The sequence below is a fragment of the Pandoraea vervacti genome, from assembly GCF_000934605.2.
In the GTDB taxonomy this organism is placed as follows: domain Bacteria; phylum Pseudomonadota; class Gammaproteobacteria; order Burkholderiales; family Burkholderiaceae; genus Pandoraea; species Pandoraea vervacti.
In genome coordinates this window covers 166,444-184,436 of sequence record NZ_CP010897.2, presented here as the reverse complement: position 1 = coordinate 184,436, position 17,993 = coordinate 166,444, and the positions used below count along the sequence as shown (strand labels likewise).

The following is a 17,993-nucleotide window of genomic DNA, read 5'->3' as shown; positions in this document are numbered from 1 at the left end:
GAAAGCAAACGCCCGGTGGGGTCACTTCAGTCCCCACCGGGCGTTTTTCATTCCCGACGTCATCGACGGGCGGTCCACAGGGATCGACGCCTCATCGATAACGTCGTCGAACCTCCATCAACAGCAGCGCCCGCCGCTCTTGCCACCGTAGCGCGCTTCCTGCCTTTCGCGGAAAAACGCTTCGTAGCTCATGACCGGCTGATCCGGGTGCGTGGCCTGCATATGCGCCACATACGTGTCGTAATCGGGCAGACCGACCATCAGACGCATGGCCTGCCCCAGATACCGTCCGACCTTGCCGACTTCATCGAGCATGCGTGACTCCTGTGAGCGTTTGCTGCATGCGGCGCGTCAGACGCGCTGACCCGCGGGCATCGGCTCGAACGGCGTTTCCTTGGCCGTCGGCTTGTTGTTGCGGCGTGCGACGAGGATCGTGCGCAAACCGAACACGGCGACCGCCACCACGACGAACATGAACACACCGGCGAGCGTGGCGTCCACGTAGTCGTTGAACACGATCTGCTGCATCTGTGCCGCCGACTTGGCCGGTGCGAGCAGCTTGCCGTCCGCGAGCGCCGTCTGATACTTCGCCGCGTGCGCAAGGAAGCCGACCTTCGGATCCGGATCAAACATCTTCTGCCAGCCAGCCGTAAGCGTGCAGGCGAGCAACCACAGCGTGGGCAGGATGGTGACCCAGGCGAAGCGCTCGCGCTTGAGCTTGAAGAGCACGCAGGTCGCCAGAATCAGCGCAATCGCGGCAAGCATCTGGTTCGAGATACCGAACAGCGGCCACAGCGTATTGATACCGCCCAACGGATCGACCACGCCCTGGTACAGGAAGTAGCCCCACGCCGCCACGCACAGCGCGGTGGCAATCAGGTTGGCGGGCAACGACTCGGTGCGCTTGAGCGACGGCACGAACGTGCCCAGCAGATCCTGCAGCATGAAGCGCCCGGCGCGCGTGCCTGCGTCAACAGCGGTCAGGATGAACAGCGCTTCGAACAGAATCGCGAAGTGATACCAGAACGCCATCATCGCCTCGCCCCCCACGACCTGGTGAAGGATGTGCGCCATACCGACAGCGAGCGTCGGTGCACCGCCGGCACGCGAGATGATCGTGTTCTCCCCGACGGCGCGCGCCGTGGCGCTCAGCACGTCCGGCGTGATCGTGAAGCCCCAGCCGGAGACGACTTGCGCCACCGCTTCCGGCGTCGTGCCGATTACAGCGGCCGGGCTGTTCATGGCGAAGTACACGCCCGGGTCGATCACGGACGCCGCAACCAGCGCCATGATGGCCACGAACGACTCCATCAGCATGCCGCCGTAGCCGATGAAGCGCGCGTTGACTTCGTTATCGAGCAGCTTGGGCGTGGTGCCCGACGAGATCAGTGCATGGAAGCCTGAGACGGCGCCGCACGCAATCGTGATGAAGAGGAACGGGAACAACTTGCCCGACCAGACCGGACCGCTGCCGTCGACGAACTGCGTGAGCGCAGGCATCTTCAGCTCGGGCGCGACCACCAGAATACCGATGGCCAGCGCGAGAATCGTGCCGATCTTCAGGAAGGTCGACAGATAGTCGCGCGGCGCGAGGAGCAGCCACACCGGCAGCACCGACGCCACGAAGCCATAGCCGATCAGCATCCACGTGAGCTGTTTGCCGTCGAACGTGAACAGCGGCGCCAGCGTGGCGCTGTCGTGCACGCTCTGACCGAAGTAGATCGCGGCCATGAGCATCACGAAGCCGATGATCGACACTTCGCCGATGCGACCCGGACGAATGAAGCGCGTGTAGACGCCCATGAACAGCGCGATCGGAATCGTCAGTCCGACGGTAAACGTCCCCCACGGCGATCCCGTGAGCGCCTTGACCACGATCAGCGCCAGCACGGCGAGGATGATGATCATGATGAGGAACGCCCCGAACAAGGCAATCACCCCGGGGACCATGCCCAGCTCGGCCTTCACGAGGTCACCCAGCGAGCGGCCGTCGCGACGCGTGGAGATGAACAGCACCATGAAGTCCTGCACGGCGCCGGCAAATACCACGCCGGCGAGAATCCACAGCATGCCGGGCAGATAGCCCATCTGCGCGGCGAGCACGGGTCCCACCAGCGGCCCTGCGCCGGCAATGGCCGCGAAGTGGTGACCGAACAACACATAACGATTGGTCGGCACATAGTCCAGACCGTCGTTATGACGCCATGCCGGCGTCATGCGTGTGCCGTCGAGCTGGGCCACGCGCGTCGCAATGAACTTGCTGTAGAAACGATAGGCGATCAGATAAACGCAGATGGCTGCGATTACGATCCAGAGTGCGCTGACGGTTTCGCCGCGCGATAGAGCTACCGTGCCGAGCGCGCACGCGCCGACGACGGCCACCGCTGCCCAGGGCAGTTGTTGCCAGATGCGATTCATTGTCTCTCCTCGGAACTGCCTGCTTAAGGCAGCAACCCGGGACGGCGCCGTTGCAGCACTATCCCGCCTCTTGGTGTGACGCCGTGTGAGCGTCGCGGACCCGCCGTTTTTTCCGTCACGCGGGCGTCAAGCACCGCCCCGCGTTCGTTTTGCGTACGTCATGGGTCCGTTTTTTCATCCTGAATCGCGGCAGACCATGAGGTCACGACACCGCCCGGCGGCCGACGCGTTACACTGCGCAGCCCCGGCCACGATTCGGCGTGTAGTATTGGCGTTTGCCCGCCGTGCCACAAGCGCGGAACTACGCAGGTCCACTACGTGTTATTACGTAGAACAAGTCCTCAAAACCAGCGAAACGCGGCATTGCAGGGTTTCCGAATGCCATGAATCTCCGACAGAAATTTTTCGTCCTCTCGCTGCTGCCGGTCGCATTGGCGATGATCGCCATCGCGCTTGCCGTACGACATCAAGGTAACGAGCTTTCGCGCGCGCAGCACGAAGCCGTAGAGACCACATCGCTGGCCAACAAGCGGGCCGAGCTGCTGCATTACGTCGGCCTCGCGCGCAACGCCATCGAACCGCTGTACAACGGTCCCGACACACCCGCCGCCCGTGAAGCGGCGCTCGCCACCCTCGCGCGCATGGAGTTCGGCAAGGACGGCTACTTCTTCGTCTACGATCTCGACGGTCGCAGCCTCATGCACCCGCGACAGCCCGAACTCGTTGGCCACAATCTGTGGTCCCTCAAGGACGAATCTGGCGCGCCCACCATTCAGCGTCTGATCGCCGCGGCGCGCGGTGGTGGCGGCTACGTCCAGTACGCCTGGGAGAAGCCATCGCTTCAGCAGATGACGCCGAAGCTCGGCTACGTTATCGCGCTTCCCCGCTGGAACTGGATGATCGGCACGGGCATTTATCTCGACGACGTGCAAACGACGCTGCGCGCCTCCGACGAGCGCGCCCAGTCGAACATCGACCGCACACTGATATGGATCACGCTCATCGCCTCGTCCTGCCTGGCCATCGTTGGCCTGTGCGGACTGGTCGTGAACATTACCGAGCTCAAGACAGCCGACGCGAAGCTGCGTCAGCTGGCCCGACAGGTGGTCGAGTCGCAGGAACTGGAGCGGTCACGCATCTCGCGCGAATTGCACGACGGCATCAGTCAGCTCCTCGTATCCGTCAAGCTGCTGCTCGAATCCGCGTCGATGCGTCTGCCGGGCTCACCGGCTGCCGCCAGCACCACCCTGGGCGTCGCCATCGAGCGCCTGAACGGCACGCTCGGCGAAGTGCGACGCATCTCGCAGGCATTGCGCCCGGCCATGCTCGATGATCTGGGCCTCGCCGCGGCCATCGATCAACTCGCACGGGAATTCGGCTCGCACGCCGGCCTGCCGGTCGAGATGAATGTCGAAGGCGAGGCTCCGGCGCTCGACGACAACATCAAGACGATGCTCTATCGCATTGCTCAGGAAGCCCTCACGAACATCGAGCGCCATGCGCATGCCTCGCGCGTGTCCATTCTGCTCATTTTCAAATCCGACGGCATTCACCTGTCGATCGCCGACGACGGACGGGGGTTCGATGTCACCGACGTGCATCACGACCCGCGCCACGGGATTGGCTTGCGCAACATGCGCGAACGTCTCGACGCCGTGGGTGGCGCACTCGGCATTCAATCGTGGCCCGGCCTCACGACCATCAGTGCGTGGGTGCCGCTCACCCAAGCCGCCGTGAAAGCGGTGCTTCGCGCAACTTCCCGCAAATGACGCACACTCACCCCATTCGACTCCTGCTGATCGACGATCATCCGCTCGTGCGCGACGGACTGCGCGCCCGGTTCGACGCCTCCCCCAATTTGCAGGTCGTGGGCGAGGCAGGCAACGCGGATGAAGCGCTCACGCGCGCCAAAACGTCTTCGCCCGATCTCGCGCTCATGGACATCAGCATGCGCGGCACGAATGGCATCGAGCTGACGGCGCAGTTTCGTGACCAGTTTCCGCATATCGCGGTGCTGATCCTCTCGATGCACGACAACGCGGAATATGTGCGCCAGGCAGTGCGCGCCGGCGCACGGGGCTACGTGCTCAAGGATGCACCGGCCCACGAAATCGTGACCGCCATCGAACGGGTCGCACGGGGCGAGGCGTATTACAGCGCCGCCATTGCGGCGCGTGTCGTGCAGGCATCCACCTCGCACGCGCCCATCGATTCACTCACGCCGCGCGAGCGTGAAATCCTTACACGTATCGCGCAGGGTCTCGCGAACAAGCAGATCGCGACGGAAATGGACCTCTCGGTGCGCACCGTCGAAACCCATCGACTCAACATCAAGCGCAAGCTCGGCATCGAAGGGCAAGCGGAACTGATCAAGTTTGCGGTGGAGAACCGACTGTAGGACCTCAGGTGTTTCGTCGCTCCTCTACTGATGAAACGGGTTGTACACCTCAGCCCCGGTACTGGAAAAATCCTTCACATTGCGCGTCACGACGACGAGTTTATGCACCAGCGCGGTCGCAGCAATGAGTTTGTCGATGGGATCTTGTCGCTGCGGCACGCGCATCCTCGCCCACGCATCGCAAATGCGTAAATCGATCGGAAGGATTCTCTCAAGAAAGTCGCCTCGCACCGTCTCCACCCAGTTGTCCAATAACGTTGCCTGACGCAAGTCGTTGCGATAGCGCAGCAACAACGCGCCACGCCGCAATTCCCCGAGGGTGACCACGGAGACGAAGCGAGGAATGGCACAACGTGTCGTGTCGCGAAGAAATCGTTGTACACCGACATCACCGCCCCCCTGCTTTCGGCACTCGCTGATCACGTTTGTGTCGAGCAAATACATTCGGTCGGGGGTCTCGTCAATTTGTCCGCTCGAAATCGCTGTCCAGCCCGACATTGGGGAAGTTCAGTATGGCGTCCCCAATGTCGATGAATCTCGGCGCCCGAGCGAAATCGCTCAGCACCCTCAGGACTTCCTCCTCGGGCGTCATGCCGGCCTTCGCCGCCCGCGACTCGATCGAGCGCATCAATTGCTCGTCGATTCCTTCGATCAACATCATGTGCATGCGCATCTCCTTCGTGCAAAAACATAAGCTGTCGTCCGAAACGAACATGCGAACGACGAGAGAAATGCTAGCACCGGAGGACTTTCGAAAACCGGCAGAGGCCTTGCCCCGTCTGCCTTTCGGAAGGTTCACAAGACAATAAAAAATCCCGCCGGGGGATTCCCCGGCGGGATCGTGACGTGCACGCCAACGACACGCGATCAGCGCGCCATCATTGCACCATCGGACAGTTCACGGCGTCCTCAGGACTTCAGGCGTCGCTCGATGTCCGCCTTCGTGTCGAGCAGCGCCTGCGGCAGGTGATGCTTGAGCGTCTCGAACAACTCGGCGTGAAGCTTGAGTTCTTCATGCCACGACGCGTCGTCCATCGACGTCACGTCGTCGAACTGCGCCGGGGTAAACGACAGTCCGTTCCAGTTCAGATCGTCGTAACGCGGTGTGATGCCGAACGCGTTTTCCACGCCCTGTGCCGTGCCGTCGATCCGGCCGAGCATCCATGCCAGCACGCGCATGTTTTCCCCGAATCCCGGCCACACGAACTTGCCGTCCGCGCCCTTGCGGAACCAGTTCACGCAGTAAATCTTCGGCAACGTTGCGCCTGTCTTTTCGAGATGCGCGCCGGTATCGAGCCAGTGCTGGAAGTAGTCCGCCATGTTGTAGCCGCAGAACGGCAGCATCGCGAACGGGTCGCGTCGCACCACGCCCTGCTGGCCGGCCGCCGCAGCGGTCGTCTCCGAGCCCATGGTCGCGGCCATGTAGACGCCTTCGGTCCAGTCACGGGCTTCCGTGACCAGCGGCACGGTAGTCGAGCGGCGGCCACCGAAGATGAACGCGTCGATCGCCACGCCTGCGGGATTCTCCCAGTCGGCATCGATGGACGGGCATTGCGACGCCGGCGCCGTGAAGCGCGAGTTCGGATGCGCTGCCTTGCGGCCCGTCTCCTTGGCGATCTCCGGCGTCCAGTCCTTGCCCTGCCAGTCGATCAGGTGAGCGGGCGGCGTATCGGTCAGTCCTTCCCACCACACATCGCCGTCGTCGGTGAGCGCAACGTTCGTGAAGATCACGTTCTCGCCGAGCGTGGCCAGGGCGTTCGGGTTCGTCTTCTGGCTGGTGCCCGGCGCCACGCCGAAGAAACCGGCTTCCGGGTTGATCGCATACAGACGGCCGTCCTTGCCCGGCTTGATCCAGGCGATGTCGTCGCCGATGGTCTCGACCTTCCAGCCTTCGAAGCCCTTCGGCGGAATCAGCATCGCGAAGTTCGTCTTGCCGCAGGCCGACGGGAACGCCGCCGCAACGTGGTACTTCTTGCCCTGCGGCGAGGTCACGCCAAGGATCAGCATGTGCTCTGCGAGCCAGCCTTCGTCGCGCCCCATCTTCGACGCGATGCGCAGCGCAAAGCATTTCTTGCCCAGCAAGGCGTTGCCGCCATAGCCCGAGCCGTAGCTCCAGATCTCGCGCGTTTCCGGGAAGTGAACGATGTACTTCGTGTTGTTGCACGGCCAGGCCACGTCCTTCTCACCTGCGCCGAGCGGCTTGCCGACGGTGTGCACGCACGGCACGAACTCGCCGTTATCGCCCAGCACGTCATACACGGCACGCCCCATGCGCGTCATGATGCGCATGTTCACTGCCACGTACGGCGTATCGGACAACTCCACGCCGATGTGCGCGATCGGCGAGCCAAGCGGCCCCATCGAGAACGGCACGACATACATCGTGCGCCCGCGCATGCAGCCCTGAAACAGGCCGTCGAGCGTCGTGCGCATCTCGGCCGGATCGATCCAGTGATTGGTCGGGCCGGCGTCTTCGCGCTTCTCGCTACAGATAAACGTGCGGTCTTCCACGCGCGCGACGTCCGACGGATCGGACAGCGCGAGGAACGAATTCGGACGCTTGGCGGGATTGAGCCGCTTCATCGTACCGGCGGCGACCATCTGCTCGCACAGGCGGTCGTATTCCTCCTGCGAGCCGTCGCACCAGACGACACGCTCGGGCTGAGTGATCGCCGCGATGTGCGAGACCCAGTCGATCAGCTTGCGATGACGCACCCAGCCGGGCAGATCACGCGTTGCGACATTGGACGAGGAAGAGGCGTTGAGCGCGTTGGCGCTCAGACTAGCTTGGGTCATGGGGGTTGTCTCCATGCAGAGTCGAGAAATCGAAGCGGACGTTCACGCGCCGGTGGGTGCGAACACCGGTCGTCCTTTTTTGCTGGCACCTGGGGAGCGACCCACGGGACACCTGGCGTTGCCGGGCAGTCCGTTCGGTTGGGGATACCGCACGGACCTCACTGCCCCGGCACTTGCCGGCGGCACATCGCGTCGACGTCACGCATGCGCACGCAGGCCCGGGCCGCGAGAAATACGGAACGTGGCGCCTGCCGGACGCGTCGACTGACACGCGCCGCGGCGCACGCGGGAAGGCAGAAGGCAACACGCGCACCGATACGTGCGCATCAAGCGTCTCGCTCACCAGATCCGACTTGCTTTTGCGGGGCGGGTTCGATTTTTTGCCATCGTGTTGAGGCGGTTTCGCCATGGTTGCCAGGACACCTGCCATACTATGCAAAACGAGGCGTCAGCATACCACCGCGCAAATTGCGCCGGTGCTGCGTCGCAACAAGGCCGGCGAAGGGTTCGCCTGCGGGATCTCCCTTTGACGCCGTCCATGTCAACGACCAGTACGCCCGCCCGCCGCGGCGGCCTCCGACTATTGTTACGTCGACGCAGCACCCACGGGTTGCGCGCCGATTCGATTACGTTTTGCCATGAAAATTGCCATTCTCGACGACTATCAGGACGCCGTTCGCAAGCTCGACTGCTTTTCGCTTCTCGCAGGTCATGACGTCAAGGTCTTCAACAATACGGTGAAGGGCGTCGGACAACTCGCCGCCCGTGTCGGCGAAGCCGAAGTGCTCGTTCTGGTGCGCGAGCGCACCGCCATCACCGCCCAACTCATCGACAAGCTGCCACGCCTGCGCGTCATCAGCCAGACGGGCCGCGCCGGCAATCACATCGATATCGACGCCTGTACCGCGCGCGGCGTGGCGGTGCTCGAAGGCGTGGGCTCGCCCATCGCCCCGGCCGAGCTAACGTGGGCGCTGATCATGGCCGCCCAGCGCCGGATTCCGCAATACGTCGCCAGCCTCAAGCACGGCGCCTGGCAACAATCGGGCCTCAAGTCGTCGAGCATGCCGCCGAATTTCGGGCTGGGTCAGGTATTGCGCGGCCAGACGCTCGGTCTCTGGGGTTACGGCAAGATCGGCCGTCTTGTCGCCGGTTACGGCAAGGCGTTCGGCATGGAAGTCATGGTGTGGGGACGGGACGGGTCGCGCGATGCGGCCGCCGCTGACGGCCTGCGTGTGGCGAACAGCAAGGAAGAACTGTTCACGCAAAGCGATGTGCTCTCGCTTCACCTGCGCCTGAACGACGAGACGCGTCACCTCGTCAAACTCGAAGATCTGCTGCAAATGAAGCCGACCGCGCTGTTCGTGAACACGAGCCGGGCCGAGCTGGTCGAAGAGAACGCGCTGATCACGGCGCTCAATCGCGGACGCCCCGGCATGGCCGCCATCGACGTGTTCGAGAGCGAGCCGATCCTGCAAGGCAATCCGCTGCTGCGTCTGGAGAACTGTGTCTGCACGCCGCACATCGGGTATGTCGAGCGCGAGAGCTACGAACTTTATTTCCGCGTGGCGTTCGAGAACATCGTCAACTTCCTGAACGGCGACCGCTCCCACGTGGCGAACCCGGCCGCATTGCTCGGTTTCGGCCGCTGATTTGCATCGCCGACTTGCGTCGTTGATTCTCACGGTGCACGGTGCACTGCACTCTGTGAAACTGCGGATCGCCCACCCCATGGCGATCCGCCGGTCATGTACTCCGCCGCTCGGTTGACGAGGGAAATCGACGAGAAGGCCGTCAGATCAACCGACGAGCGGCGACTTCAGCGAATCCAGATGCCGCAAGAACGTCTCGCCATCTTTGCTTCCCAGCGCATGGGCGGGCCCCATTCGCTCGGGCCGCGTGTAATCCCAGCTTGAAATCGGTACGGGCTCGGACGGCTGCACATACAGCCGGTCCTGCCCCGCGTGGTGCTGCGTGAAGATCTGCGCACGCGGATAACGCCGCGTGACCAGCACCAGCACTTGTCCCGGCGTGGCATCGAGCGCGTCGACCGGCACGTTATCGACCATCCCGCCATCGAGCACGGCCCGGCCGTCCCGCCGCAAAATCGGCGTGAATGGCGGCGTGCAGGACGATTGCAGCATCAGGTCGGCCAGTTCGTCTGTGGTCCGGCAATCCTGCGCACGTACGAATTCGGGACGAAAACCGAGGCTGCGGGCAAGCGTCGGATGCAGTGTGCGACGCCAGTGCTTATCGATGTTGTAAGCGACGAGTCCGGCCGCCGTCGCCGTGCGGGGTCCGAGCCAGCGCGGGATATGCGACACGCCCACGCGAATCTCCGGGCCGGCGGCGAGCTTGTCGAGCTGACCGTCGTAGATGTCGAGCAGTGCCTGCCGATAGATACGATAGTGCGGAAACACGCGCTCGCCGCGCAGCAGGTTGCCCCAGTAGGCATTCTTGCGATTCCCGGCGAGCACCTGCCGGTAGTAATCCATCACCCAGCCGGATTCCCGCATGTGCAGCATGCACGCGGTCGCCGCCCCGGCTGAAATGCCGGTAATCACGCGCGGACGTAGCGGCACCTCGCGCGTGACCCGCTCCCAGAATCCCGCTTGCCACCAGCAGCGGTTGCCGCCACCGGCAAATACGATCTGATCGAACATCGGTTCCCCCGACAGGCAATGGTCCCGTTACAGCAGCGCGTAAGTCGTCGTCGCATGCACGGCCATCTTGCCGGACGCATCGAATATCTCGATCTCGCCGAATACCAGATTCTTGCCGCGACGCAGAATCCGCGCGATCACGCGCAGATCGCCATCCGTGACGGGACGCATGAATTGGGTGTTGAGCGTGACCGTCGTCATCGGCTGGAAGCCGCCGAGCGCGGCGGACAATGCCACGACCATGGCCGTATCGGCGACGGCCATGAATACCTGTCCGCAGATCACGCCGCCGCCATGTTTGAACGCCGCATCGAAGGGCAATCGCAACTCGCTCTGCTCGGACCCAACGGCCTCGACCTGCAAATTCAGTTGCCGCACCCAAGGCGATACGAGTTCTTCGAGCATCTTCTGCGCTTGCACCAGCTCCATTGTGTCCGGCCTCCATTGCCACTGTCGTTATCGTGACGCCGATGATAGCCGCAAAACACCAGCGCCACCCGGGCAAGGGGTGGCGCTGGGGACGATGAAACGGCAGGCGGCCACAGGAGCCGCAAGAGGCTTATCCGTTCGTCTTTTCCTGATGGATACGCTGGCTCTGCTGGTTCTCCTTGTGCGCAATACCGGCTTGCTCGCCCGCGCTCACATGGCCATTGCCGGCGGCCTTGGCCTCGGCCGCATCGACATGCGCCTGTCCCTTCTCGAGACTGCCGACCTGCCTGTTATTCAACGTACCGGCCGCCTGCCCCTGGGCGATGCGTTTCTCCTGATTCACGTTGCGCTGCACGTCGGCCTGCATGCGCTCGGAGGACTTCGTCGTCGGGTTCGCCACGCGATCGTTGTGCTTGAGCTGATCGATCTTCGCGCTTTCCTTGTTCTGCGCCTGGGCGATGCGCGCCTTTTGGGCAGCGGTGTCGCCGGTCTTGTCGGCGTGGGCCTCCATCCTGTCGATCTTTGATTCGCCCTTTTCGAGGCTCGACGCTTCCTTGGTCGTCAGCTGACCGCTCTTCAGACCGTTCTCGATACGTTGCTGCTGATGAACATCGCGCGACGTTTGCGCAGCGGTGCCCTGAGCGAAAGCCTGCGAGGCGAACACACCGCCGAGGGCCACGGTCACAGCGCTCAGAATCAGAGTTTTACGAACGTTCATGGTGAAATCCTTATGCCTTTATGCCTTGCGGCGTTTGCGCTTCGTCGAGATTGACGGGGGGACGGGGGGACGGGGCCCGCCGGCGGGATTGCCGGCGATTTGCTGCGTCCTTATGCGGATTAACGACGCCCGCGAACGCCGCGCCGACAGCCGTCGTGTAACGCGGCAGTCCGAAAAGTAACGGCTTGTAATCCGGGCGACAGGGCGGCTTTGCACTATGTCCATGAAATCGTTGGGACACCCGCAGACAGGGTCGTAACGATTTGATACAGTGGTGCCCATTTGGCCGGCACACCGACTCGTCTCCCAACCGTCTCCTGCTTCGGCGGAGTCAAAGGCGTGCCACTCCGTTACCTGTCAGCCCCCTTACGCGAACAAGCGAGTCAAGAAGGAGCCTTCACCATGCAGAGCACCAGAGACGATCTCGGCAAACTGATCCTGCGTCTAACCCTCGGTATCCTGCTGCTGTTTCACGGCGTCAGCAAAGTCATCAACGGTGTCGGCTTCATCGAGGGCATGATCACGTCGCACGGTCTGCCGTCGTTTCTCGCCTACGGCGCCTACCTGGGCGAAGTGCTCGCCCCGGTCCTGCTGATTCTCGGCGTGCTCACCCGTCTGGGCGGCCTGCTCGTGGTCGGCAACATGATCGTGGCCTTCGGTCTGGTTCACCTGAGCCAACTGGGCGACCTGTCGAAGACCGGCGGCTGGGCGCTGGAGCTGCAAGGCTTCTACCTGTTCACCGGCCTGTGCGTGATTCTCTTCGGCGCGGGGCGTTACAGCGTATCGGGCGGACGCGGCGCCTGGGACTGATCGGCAACGCACACCACGCGCTCGCCCGAAGCGAAACGCATGGGAACCGGGCGACGCGCGAGCTGTCTCGCGTGTCGCCCTGACGGCCCGCCCCTGCCAAACCTGTCGACGGATTGGCCAAGGGCGGGCCGAGTCGTTTCGGAATGTTGCGAACGCGGGCGCTGGTAACGCCAGGTAATACAGCCGTTGCACTTTGCAACGTCTCAGGCGCGCTGATGACTTACTCTGAAACTGCCAATTCCGGCAGTATCGATAGGAGTCAATACCATGCGCAAACTGAAGATCGCCGCCGCGTCGGCCATCGTTGCCGCCACCGCGATGTTCGGTGTCGCCCATGCCGCCGACACCCCTGCGCCGGCCACCGGAGCGCACGCCGCCATGCACCACATGCGCGGCGACCACGGCCCCTGGGGCCTGGGCAACATCAGCAAGCTGCACGACCAATTGAAGCTCAACGCGCAACAGGAGCAGGCCTGGCAACAGGCGGTGGCAACGTCGAAGCAGAATCACGAAGCCATGCGCAAGAACGGCGAGCAGTTCCGCCAGATGATCGCGCAGACGAAGGACCAGCAAGTCCTCGATCTGGCCGGCATGCGCGCCGCGCGCGAGAAGGTGTTCGATCAGAACCGCCAGCTTCGCAGCCAGACCGAAGACGCATGGTTGAACGTGTATAACGGCCTGAACAACGATCAGAAGACGATCGTGAGCAACGCCATCAAGGCACGCTGGACCAAGATGAAGGCGTGGCACGAAAAGGCGATGCAGCGTCGCGACTCGATGCACAAGGGAGCGCCCGCACCCGCACCGTCTCCGGCACCGGCCCCCGCCGGTCAGGCGCAATAGGCACCATAAGGCACCCGTAAAGCACCATAAGCGCGAGACCAGCGCCGCCGGGCACGACCGCCCGGCATGTTGTGGGACGCCCGCCCCCCTTCACCGGGGCCGGGCGTTTTTTTGCGTCAGGTCTCGCTCCAGATCCGCAGCAGGTTGTGGTAACACCCGACGAGCGTGCGCCGCGCCGTCTCGTCCGCATCGGTCGAATTCAGGCGCTGAATGGCATTGTCCATGTCGAAGAGCAACGTGCGCTGCGTGTCGTCGCGCACCAGACTCTGCACCCAGAAAAAGCAGCCGACGCGCACACCGCGCGTGATCGGGTTCACGCGATGCAGACTCGTTGCGGGATAGAGCGCCATGTCGCCGGCCGCGAGCTTGACCGCGTGCGCGCCGTACTGGTCTTCGATGACGAGCTCCCCGCCGTCGTACTCATCCGGCGAGGCGAGAAACAGCGTCGCGGAGATGTCGGTACGAATGCGCATGCCGCTGCCCGGTTGCAGTCGGATCGCGCCATCCACATGGTTGCCGAAGTGCATGCCTTCGCCATAGCGATTGAACATCGGCGCATAGACCTTGTTGGGCAGCGCCGCGCTGATGAAGCGTGGATGGCGCTCCAGCGCGCCGAGGACGACGTCGCCCAGCTCGTGCGCAATCGGCGAGCGCTCGTCGATCTGCTGGTTCTGTTTGACGGGCGCGCCCTGATAACCCGCCGTAGCGAGCCCGTCGACCCAGGCGTCGCCGGCAGCATCGAGCTTTGCGCGGACCCAACGCACCTGATCGGCGCTCAGGACATTCGGAATTTGGAGCAGCATTGGCGGCGTCCTTCGAGGAAAGGCACGAGGCGCGAACCCGGCGGATTCCCCGCATGCGGTGATCCGACCGTCTCGCGCCCCGTATTGTGCGTCATTTCATGCAGGCCCACGCTCAGAACCGGTACGTGCCCGTGAGCAACGCCGTGCGTCCGATGCCGGGGGTGGCGCGCCCGCCGTCGGACTGAATCAGCCCGTCCCAGTAGGTCTTGTTAAAGACATTGAGCAGATTGAAGCGGATGTCGTACTTGGGCTGATGGTAGGCCACGGTGGCGTCCCAGCGCGTGTAGCCACCCACGCGGATCAGGTTCGTGTTGGCCGCGTAGCGCATCGACATGTAGTTCATGCCACCGCCGACCTCCCAGTGGCCCAGCGTGTACGTCGACCAAAGCGTGAGCGAGTGACGTGGCGTATTGGCGAGCACGTTGCCCTGCGTTCCGTCGTTCGCCTGCAAGACCTGCGAGTTCAGGAACATGTAGCCGCCCATGACCTGCCAGTTCGACGTGAGATGCCCGGTGGCGCTCAGCTCCGCGCCGCGAATGCGAACCTTGCCCGCGTTGGTGTACTCGCCCGTCGTGCCGGTCTGCGTACGCGCATTGCGCTTCGTCACCTGAAAGAGCGCGGTGTTGATCGACAGGTTGTCGTCGAACAGATTCCACTTGCTGCCCACTTCGAACGACTCGTTCGTCTCCGGTGCCAGCGCTTGCGTGTTGTTGGTCACCGTCAGCGCTTCGAGCGACGGATTGAACGATGTTCCGTAGGAGAAGTAGTACGACTGCGCTTCGCTCGGCTGATAGATGAGTCCGGTGCGCACACTCGTGTAGTTGACGGTCTGCGTCGAGTACCCCGGCGCGCTGATGCTGTTCGAGAGCTGCGCCTTGTAGCGATCCCAGCGCAGGCCACCCACGACTTTCCAGTGCTTGTTGAGCTCGATCGTGTCGTTCGCGTAAAACGCCACGGTTTCGGCCGAACCCTGCGCAAAGTTACCGGTGGACGTCGTGACGTTCGGCAAATTCGCGTAGTACGCCGTGCTGCTGGCCGGAATCCAGCCGAGAAATCCTGACGACTGCCCCGCGCCCGTGCGCAGATATGTCTGGTTCTCGTAGGTGTCGCGCCCGAACTCGGCCCCGGCGATCAGCGTGTGTTTGAGCGGCCCCGTGTCGAACGTCTTCACGATGTCGGTCTGGTTGAACAATGCCGTGTCGGTGATCTGACGATCATGGCTTTGCAACTGCACGAAGAGCTGATCGAGCGAATACGACGGAAGGCCCGCCGTCGGCCCCGTGGGCAAGGTGGTGAAACCGCCCTTGCCGTTGGCAATGCCCACTGCGTGCGCCGACGTTTCGATGGCGTCGATCACGTAACGGCTGTAGTTCGTCTGATTCGTGATCTTCAGGCTGTCGTCGACCTTGTGTTCGATCTTCGCGGTGAAGCTCATGACGTCCTGCACGGTGCGATCGGTCGTCAGGCCGTAGAACTGGTTTTTCGAGATCGGCAACGGGTTGCCACTGAAGCCGACGGTACCGTAGTCCGCCATGTCGCGGTTGTGCTGGATCAGCGCGGAGAGCGTGATTTGCGTGGGTGTGCCGATACCCAGCTTGAGCGTTGGCGCCACGCCCCAGTCCTGGTTGTACATGACGTCGCGCGTCGTGTGGATGTCCTGCGCGAAGCCATTGATCCGGAATGCCGCCGTGTCCGAGAGCGGGCGACTGAAGTCGAACGAACCGCGATACCGGTCGTTCGTGCCAATGGTGCCCGACACTTCGTTGAGCGGCTTGAGGTTGGCCTGCTTGCTCACCTGATTGATGACGCCGCCGGTCGAGCCACGCCCGAAGAGCATCGACGACGGGCCTTCGAGCACCTCGATGGCATCGAGATCGAACGTGTCGCGATAGTACTGACCACGGTCGCGAAAGCCGTCGAGATAGATGTCGGTGCGCGCGTTGAACCCTCGCAGGTTGATGTTGTTGCCGATCTGACCGCCCTCCGCGCCGCCGAGCGTGATGGCGGGCGAGTTGCGCAGTGCATCCGCAAACGTCGTCGCACCCTGCGCCTGCATCACCGCCTTGTCGATGACAGTCACCGACTGCGGAATGTCACGGATGGCCGTGGGCACCTTGGCGCCGACGGTGGACACGTCGCGCTGGTACTCCTCACGGATCGATGCGCCGGAGACCTCGGTCTGCGGCAAGGCGGCTGCCGGGCTGGCGGGGGTGGCGGCAGCAGTCGTCGCGGTGACGGGCGCAGTCGAATCGACGTTGGGTGCGGCGCTTTGCGCCATCGCGGGCGTAGCGTAGGTAAGGGTAAGCGGCGCGGCGAAGAGCGCCATCATCGCCAGAGCCAGCGGCTTGCGTTGCATCATGATGAGTTTGGGACGGGGTGAACCGCGTTTGAGCGAATAGGTGAGTCAGCAAGTGAGCGGGCGATCGACAGACGCGACACCCACGGCAAGCGATTTGGGGTGCGAATATAAATAGGAATGATTTTCATTACAAGACGGCTGCGTGACGGTAACTTGCTGAATTCCCAAGACTTTCTGTAATACGCCGTAACACGACAGCACCAGATCGGTGCGGATCGCCAGTAAGGCAATGAAAGCATTCGGTTTGATTTGTCGACATCGGATCGCTATTGCCCGGCATCGACGCGGAAAATTGCGGGTTTTCCCTAGGAGCGAAGATGCAACGGTGACGCGGTTTTCCGTCTCCATGGCCGATTGATGCGTGGTTCGCCGGTTTCAGCAGGCGATATCGAAGGATCCCGGCAAGTCGAAAAGCCGTTGTGACGGTCATATCGATATGACCTCGGCATCGCTATCCAAAGTCGGATCGCTTATTGGCGGGGAGACGAGGCGTCGCGATACAAATCGAGACGGCGCAACGCGCCGAACGCCCAGCGCCCAACGCTTCCTCACTTCGATGCCTTCGCCCATGACTCGCCAGCCTGACTTCACCGACGCCCCCGTTCACACCAGCGCCGCCAATACGGTCCTGCCACGCCCGGCACGCCGCCATTTCCTGGCGCGTGTGGGCACCGCCATGCTGGCTGGCGGCGTGGTCAACGCCTTCGGCGTCGGCGCAGCGCTCACGTCGAGCGGACATGCGCGCGCGGCCAATGCGCCGCTCACGCTGCGTATCGGCTATCAGAAGTCGTCGACATTGATCGTGCTCGCCAAAGCGCGCGGCACGCTTGCGCAGGCGCTTGCACCGCTGAACGTCTCGCTCACCTGGCACGAGTTCACCAGCGGATTGCCGTTGCTCGAAGCGCTCAACGTGGGCAGCATCGACTTCTCGGCAGACGTTGCGGACACCGTGCCCGTGTTCGCGCAGGCAGCCGGTGCACGCATCGCCTACGTCGCACGCGAGACACCGTCGCCCGATGCCGAGGCGATTCTCGTGCCGCAAAATTCGCCGATCAAGACGCTGGCCGATCTGAAGGGCAAGCGTGTGGCCGTCACCAAGGGCGCCGGTGTGCATTATTTGCTCATCGCGGCGCTGCAAAGCGTCGGGCTACGAATCACCGACGTGCAACCCGCCTATCTGACACCCGCCGACGGGCGCGCCGCCTTCGCGAGCGGCAATGTCGACGCCTGGGTAACGTGGGACCCCTTCGTGGCAAGCGTGGAGCGTCAGGACAAGGTGCGCACGCTGACCACGGCGCGCGGCCTGGCAGGCTATCAGCGCTACTACCTCGCCACGCCCGCCTTCGCGCGAGATCACGACGCCGTGTTGCGCGAGGTCTATCGTGTGCTGCGCGAGACCGGTCAGTGGGTACGCACCAACCCGCGTGAAGCGGCCGTGCAACTCGCACCGGTGTGGGGGCTGGACACCGCCACCGTCGAGGCCGCGAACAGGCGTCGCAGCTACGACGTGCAGCCGGTCGTGCGCGAGGCCATTGCCGAGCAGCAGCGCATTGCCGACGTCTTCACGCAAGCGGGATTGTTGCCCAAACGCGTCGATGCGGCCGATGCGGCGATCTGGCAAGCGCCGGCATGACGCAAGCGATGCATTTCCCTACGGGTCATCACGGATGATTTTTGAAGGTATTTCCGACGAATTTCATACTCCTGTTTATACTTCGGTATGTAATACCTAAAGCATTCGGCCGAAGCCCCCCGGAAC

The 17,993-nt window shown here is 63.1% G+C and carries 16 protein-coding genes; 6 read left to right on the top strand and 10 right to left on the bottom strand.

The genetic code is table 11. The features are described from left to right. Window positions 1–117: 117 nt before the first annotated feature. Window positions 118–315, bottom strand: a complete 198-nt coding sequence (locus UC34_RS00775; RefSeq protein WP_044453281.1) for a YbdD/YjiX family protein — start codon at window positions 313–315, stop codon at window positions 118–120. Between the two features lie 36 nt (window positions 316–351). Beyond that, window positions 352–2,418: a carbon starvation CstA family protein gene (locus tag UC34_RS00770; RefSeq protein ID WP_044453280.1), complete on the bottom strand. Its 2,067-nt coding sequence runs from the start codon at window positions 2,416–2,418 to the stop codon at window positions 352–354. Window positions 2,419–2,801: 383 nt separating this feature from the next. Between UC34_RS00770 and UC34_RS00765 the strand changes: the two genes are divergently transcribed. Both UC34_RS00765 and UC34_RS00760 read left to right on the top strand, forming a co-directional pair. Continuing rightward, window positions 2,802–4,187 (top strand): cache domain-containing protein, encoded by a 1,386-nt coding sequence (locus tag UC34_RS00765; protein ID WP_044453279.1) that lies wholly within the window; start codon window positions 2,802–2,804, stop codon window positions 4,185–4,187. Continuing rightward, entirely contained in the window at window positions 4,184–4,816 is a 633-nt protein-coding gene (locus UC34_RS00760) for a response regulator (protein WP_044453278.1), read from the top strand. Before UC34_RS00765 ends, UC34_RS00760 begins: the two co-directional genes overlap by 4 nt. A 24-nt stretch (window positions 4,817–4,840) precedes the next feature. On the opposite strand, the gene UC34_RS00755 is transcribed toward UC34_RS00760, so the two are convergent. From UC34_RS00755 to UC34_RS00745, 3 genes are all read right to left on the bottom strand, one after another. After that, a complete protein-coding gene (locus UC34_RS00755) occupies window positions 4,841–5,260 on the bottom strand; it encodes a type II toxin-antitoxin system VapC family toxin (RefSeq protein WP_044453277.1) in 420 nt (139 codons plus the stop codon). 16 nt (window positions 5,261–5,276) lie between these two features. Continuing rightward, a complete protein-coding gene (locus UC34_RS00750) occupies window positions 5,277–5,477 on the bottom strand; it encodes a hypothetical protein (RefSeq protein WP_157122952.1) in 201 nt (66 codons plus the stop codon). A gap of 248 nt (window positions 5,478–5,725) precedes the next feature. Then, a complete protein-coding gene (locus UC34_RS00745; RefSeq protein ID WP_237165206.1) occupies window positions 5,726–7,612 on the bottom strand; it encodes a phosphoenolpyruvate carboxykinase (GTP) in 1,887 nt (628 codons plus the stop codon). A 638-nt stretch (window positions 7,613–8,250) separates the two neighbouring features. On the opposite strand from UC34_RS00745, the gene UC34_RS00740 reads away from it, so the two are divergent. After that, window positions 8,251–9,261 (top strand): D-2-hydroxyacid dehydrogenase family protein, encoded by a 1,011-nt coding sequence (locus tag UC34_RS00740; RefSeq protein WP_044453275.1) that lies wholly within the window; start codon window positions 8,251–8,253, stop codon window positions 9,259–9,261. A 147-nt stretch (window positions 9,262–9,408) separates the two neighbouring features. Here UC34_RS00740 and UC34_RS00735 read toward each other — a convergent pair whose 3' ends face one another. The 3 genes from UC34_RS00735 to UC34_RS00725 form a co-directional block, all read right to left on the bottom strand. Further along, a complete protein-coding gene (locus UC34_RS00735; RefSeq protein WP_044453274.1) occupies window positions 9,409–10,272 on the bottom strand; it encodes a patatin-like phospholipase family protein in 864 nt (287 codons plus the stop codon). A 27-nt stretch (window positions 10,273–10,299) separates the two neighbouring features. After that, window positions 10,300–10,701, bottom strand: coding sequence for a PaaI family thioesterase (locus UC34_RS00730; RefSeq protein WP_044453273.1), 402 nt, complete (start codon window positions 10,699–10,701; stop codon window positions 10,300–10,302). Window positions 10,702–10,831: 130 nt separating this feature from the next. Beyond that, entirely contained in the window at window positions 10,832–11,419 is a 588-nt protein-coding gene (locus tag UC34_RS00725; RefSeq protein ID WP_044453272.1) for a hypothetical protein, read from the bottom strand. A 402-nt stretch (window positions 11,420–11,821) separates the two neighbouring features. Here UC34_RS00725 and UC34_RS00720 point away from each other — a divergent pair, with 402 nt between their 5' ends. Together UC34_RS00720 and UC34_RS00715 are read left to right on the top strand one after the other, a co-directional pair. Beyond that, complete coding sequence (locus UC34_RS00720; protein WP_044453271.1) at window positions 11,822–12,229, top strand: DoxX family protein; 408 nt, start codon at window positions 11,822–11,824, stop codon at window positions 12,227–12,229. Window positions 12,230–12,496: 267 nt separating this feature from the next. Then, window positions 12,497–13,072, top strand: coding sequence for a Spy/CpxP family protein refolding chaperone (locus UC34_RS00715; RefSeq protein WP_044453270.1), 576 nt, complete (start codon window positions 12,497–12,499; stop codon window positions 13,070–13,072). Window positions 13,073–13,188: 116 nt separating this feature from the next. Here the strand turns inward: UC34_RS00715 and UC34_RS00710 are convergent, their stop codons facing one another. Both UC34_RS00710 and UC34_RS00705 read right to left on the bottom strand, forming a co-directional pair. Continuing rightward, window positions 13,189–13,875 (bottom strand): Fe2+-dependent dioxygenase, encoded by a 687-nt coding sequence (locus UC34_RS00710; RefSeq protein WP_044453269.1) that lies wholly within the window; start codon window positions 13,873–13,875, stop codon window positions 13,189–13,191. Window positions 13,876–13,987: 112 nt separating this feature from the next. Beyond that, window positions 13,988–16,234, bottom strand: coding sequence for a TonB-dependent receptor (locus tag UC34_RS00705; RefSeq protein WP_044453268.1), 2,247 nt, complete (start codon window positions 16,232–16,234; stop codon window positions 13,988–13,990). Window positions 16,235–16,910: 676 nt separating this feature from the next. On the opposite strand from UC34_RS00705, the gene UC34_RS00700 reads away from it, so the two are divergent. Further along, on the top strand, window positions 16,911–17,867 hold the full coding sequence (locus UC34_RS00700; RefSeq protein ID WP_044457573.1) for an aliphatic sulfonate ABC transporter substrate-binding protein: 957 nt from the start codon (window positions 16,911–16,913) through the stop codon (window positions 17,865–17,867). The last annotated feature ends 126 nt before the right edge of the window (window positions 17,868–17,993 follow it).

Coding starts and splice junctions, on each gene's coding strand:
- UC34_RS00775 (WP_044453281.1), bottom strand. CDS start 315: ATGCTCGATGAAGTCGGCAAGGTCGGACGGTATCTGGGGCAGGCCATG.
- UC34_RS00770 (WP_044453280.1), bottom strand. CDS start 2,418: ATGAATCGCATCTGGCAACAACTGCCCTGGGCAGCGGTGGCCGTCGTC.
- UC34_RS00765 (WP_044453279.1), top strand. CDS start 2,802: ATGAATCTCCGACAGAAATTTTTCGTCCTCTCGCTGCTGCCGGTCGCA.
- UC34_RS00760 (WP_044453278.1), top strand. CDS start 4,184: ATGACGCACACTCACCCCATTCGACTCCTGCTGATCGACGATCATCCG.
- UC34_RS00755 (WP_044453277.1), bottom strand. CDS start 5,260: ATGTATTTGCTCGACACAAACGTGATCAGCGAGTGCCGAAAGCAGGGG.
- UC34_RS00750 (WP_157122952.1), bottom strand. CDS start 5,477: ATGATGTTGATCGAAGGAATCGACGAGCAATTGATGCGCTCGATCGAG.
- UC34_RS00745 (WP_237165206.1), bottom strand. CDS start 7,612: ATGACCCAAGCTAGTCTGAGCGCCAACGCGCTCAACGCCTCTTCCTCG.
- UC34_RS00740 (WP_044453275.1), top strand. CDS start 8,251: ATGAAAATTGCCATTCTCGACGACTATCAGGACGCCGTTCGCAAGCTC.
- UC34_RS00735 (WP_044453274.1), bottom strand. CDS start 10,272: ATGTTCGATCAGATCGTATTTGCCGGTGGCGGCAACCGCTGCTGGTGG.
- UC34_RS00730 (WP_044453273.1), bottom strand. CDS start 10,701: ATGGAGCTGGTGCAAGCGCAGAAGATGCTCGAAGAACTCGTATCGCCT.
- UC34_RS00725 (WP_044453272.1), bottom strand. CDS start 11,419: ATGAACGTTCGTAAAACTCTGATTCTGAGCGCTGTGACCGTGGCCCTC.
- UC34_RS00720 (WP_044453271.1), top strand. CDS start 11,822: ATGCAGAGCACCAGAGACGATCTCGGCAAACTGATCCTGCGTCTAACC.
- UC34_RS00715 (WP_044453270.1), top strand. CDS start 12,497: ATGCGCAAACTGAAGATCGCCGCCGCGTCGGCCATCGTTGCCGCCACC.
- UC34_RS00710 (WP_044453269.1), bottom strand. CDS start 13,875: ATGCTGCTCCAAATTCCGAATGTCCTGAGCGCCGATCAGGTGCGTTGG.
- UC34_RS00705 (WP_044453268.1), bottom strand. CDS start 16,234: ATGATGCAACGCAAGCCGCTGGCTCTGGCGATGATGGCGCTCTTCGCC.
- UC34_RS00700 (WP_044457573.1), top strand. CDS start 16,911: ATGCTGGCTGGCGGCGTGGTCAACGCCTTCGGCGTCGGCGCAGCGCTC.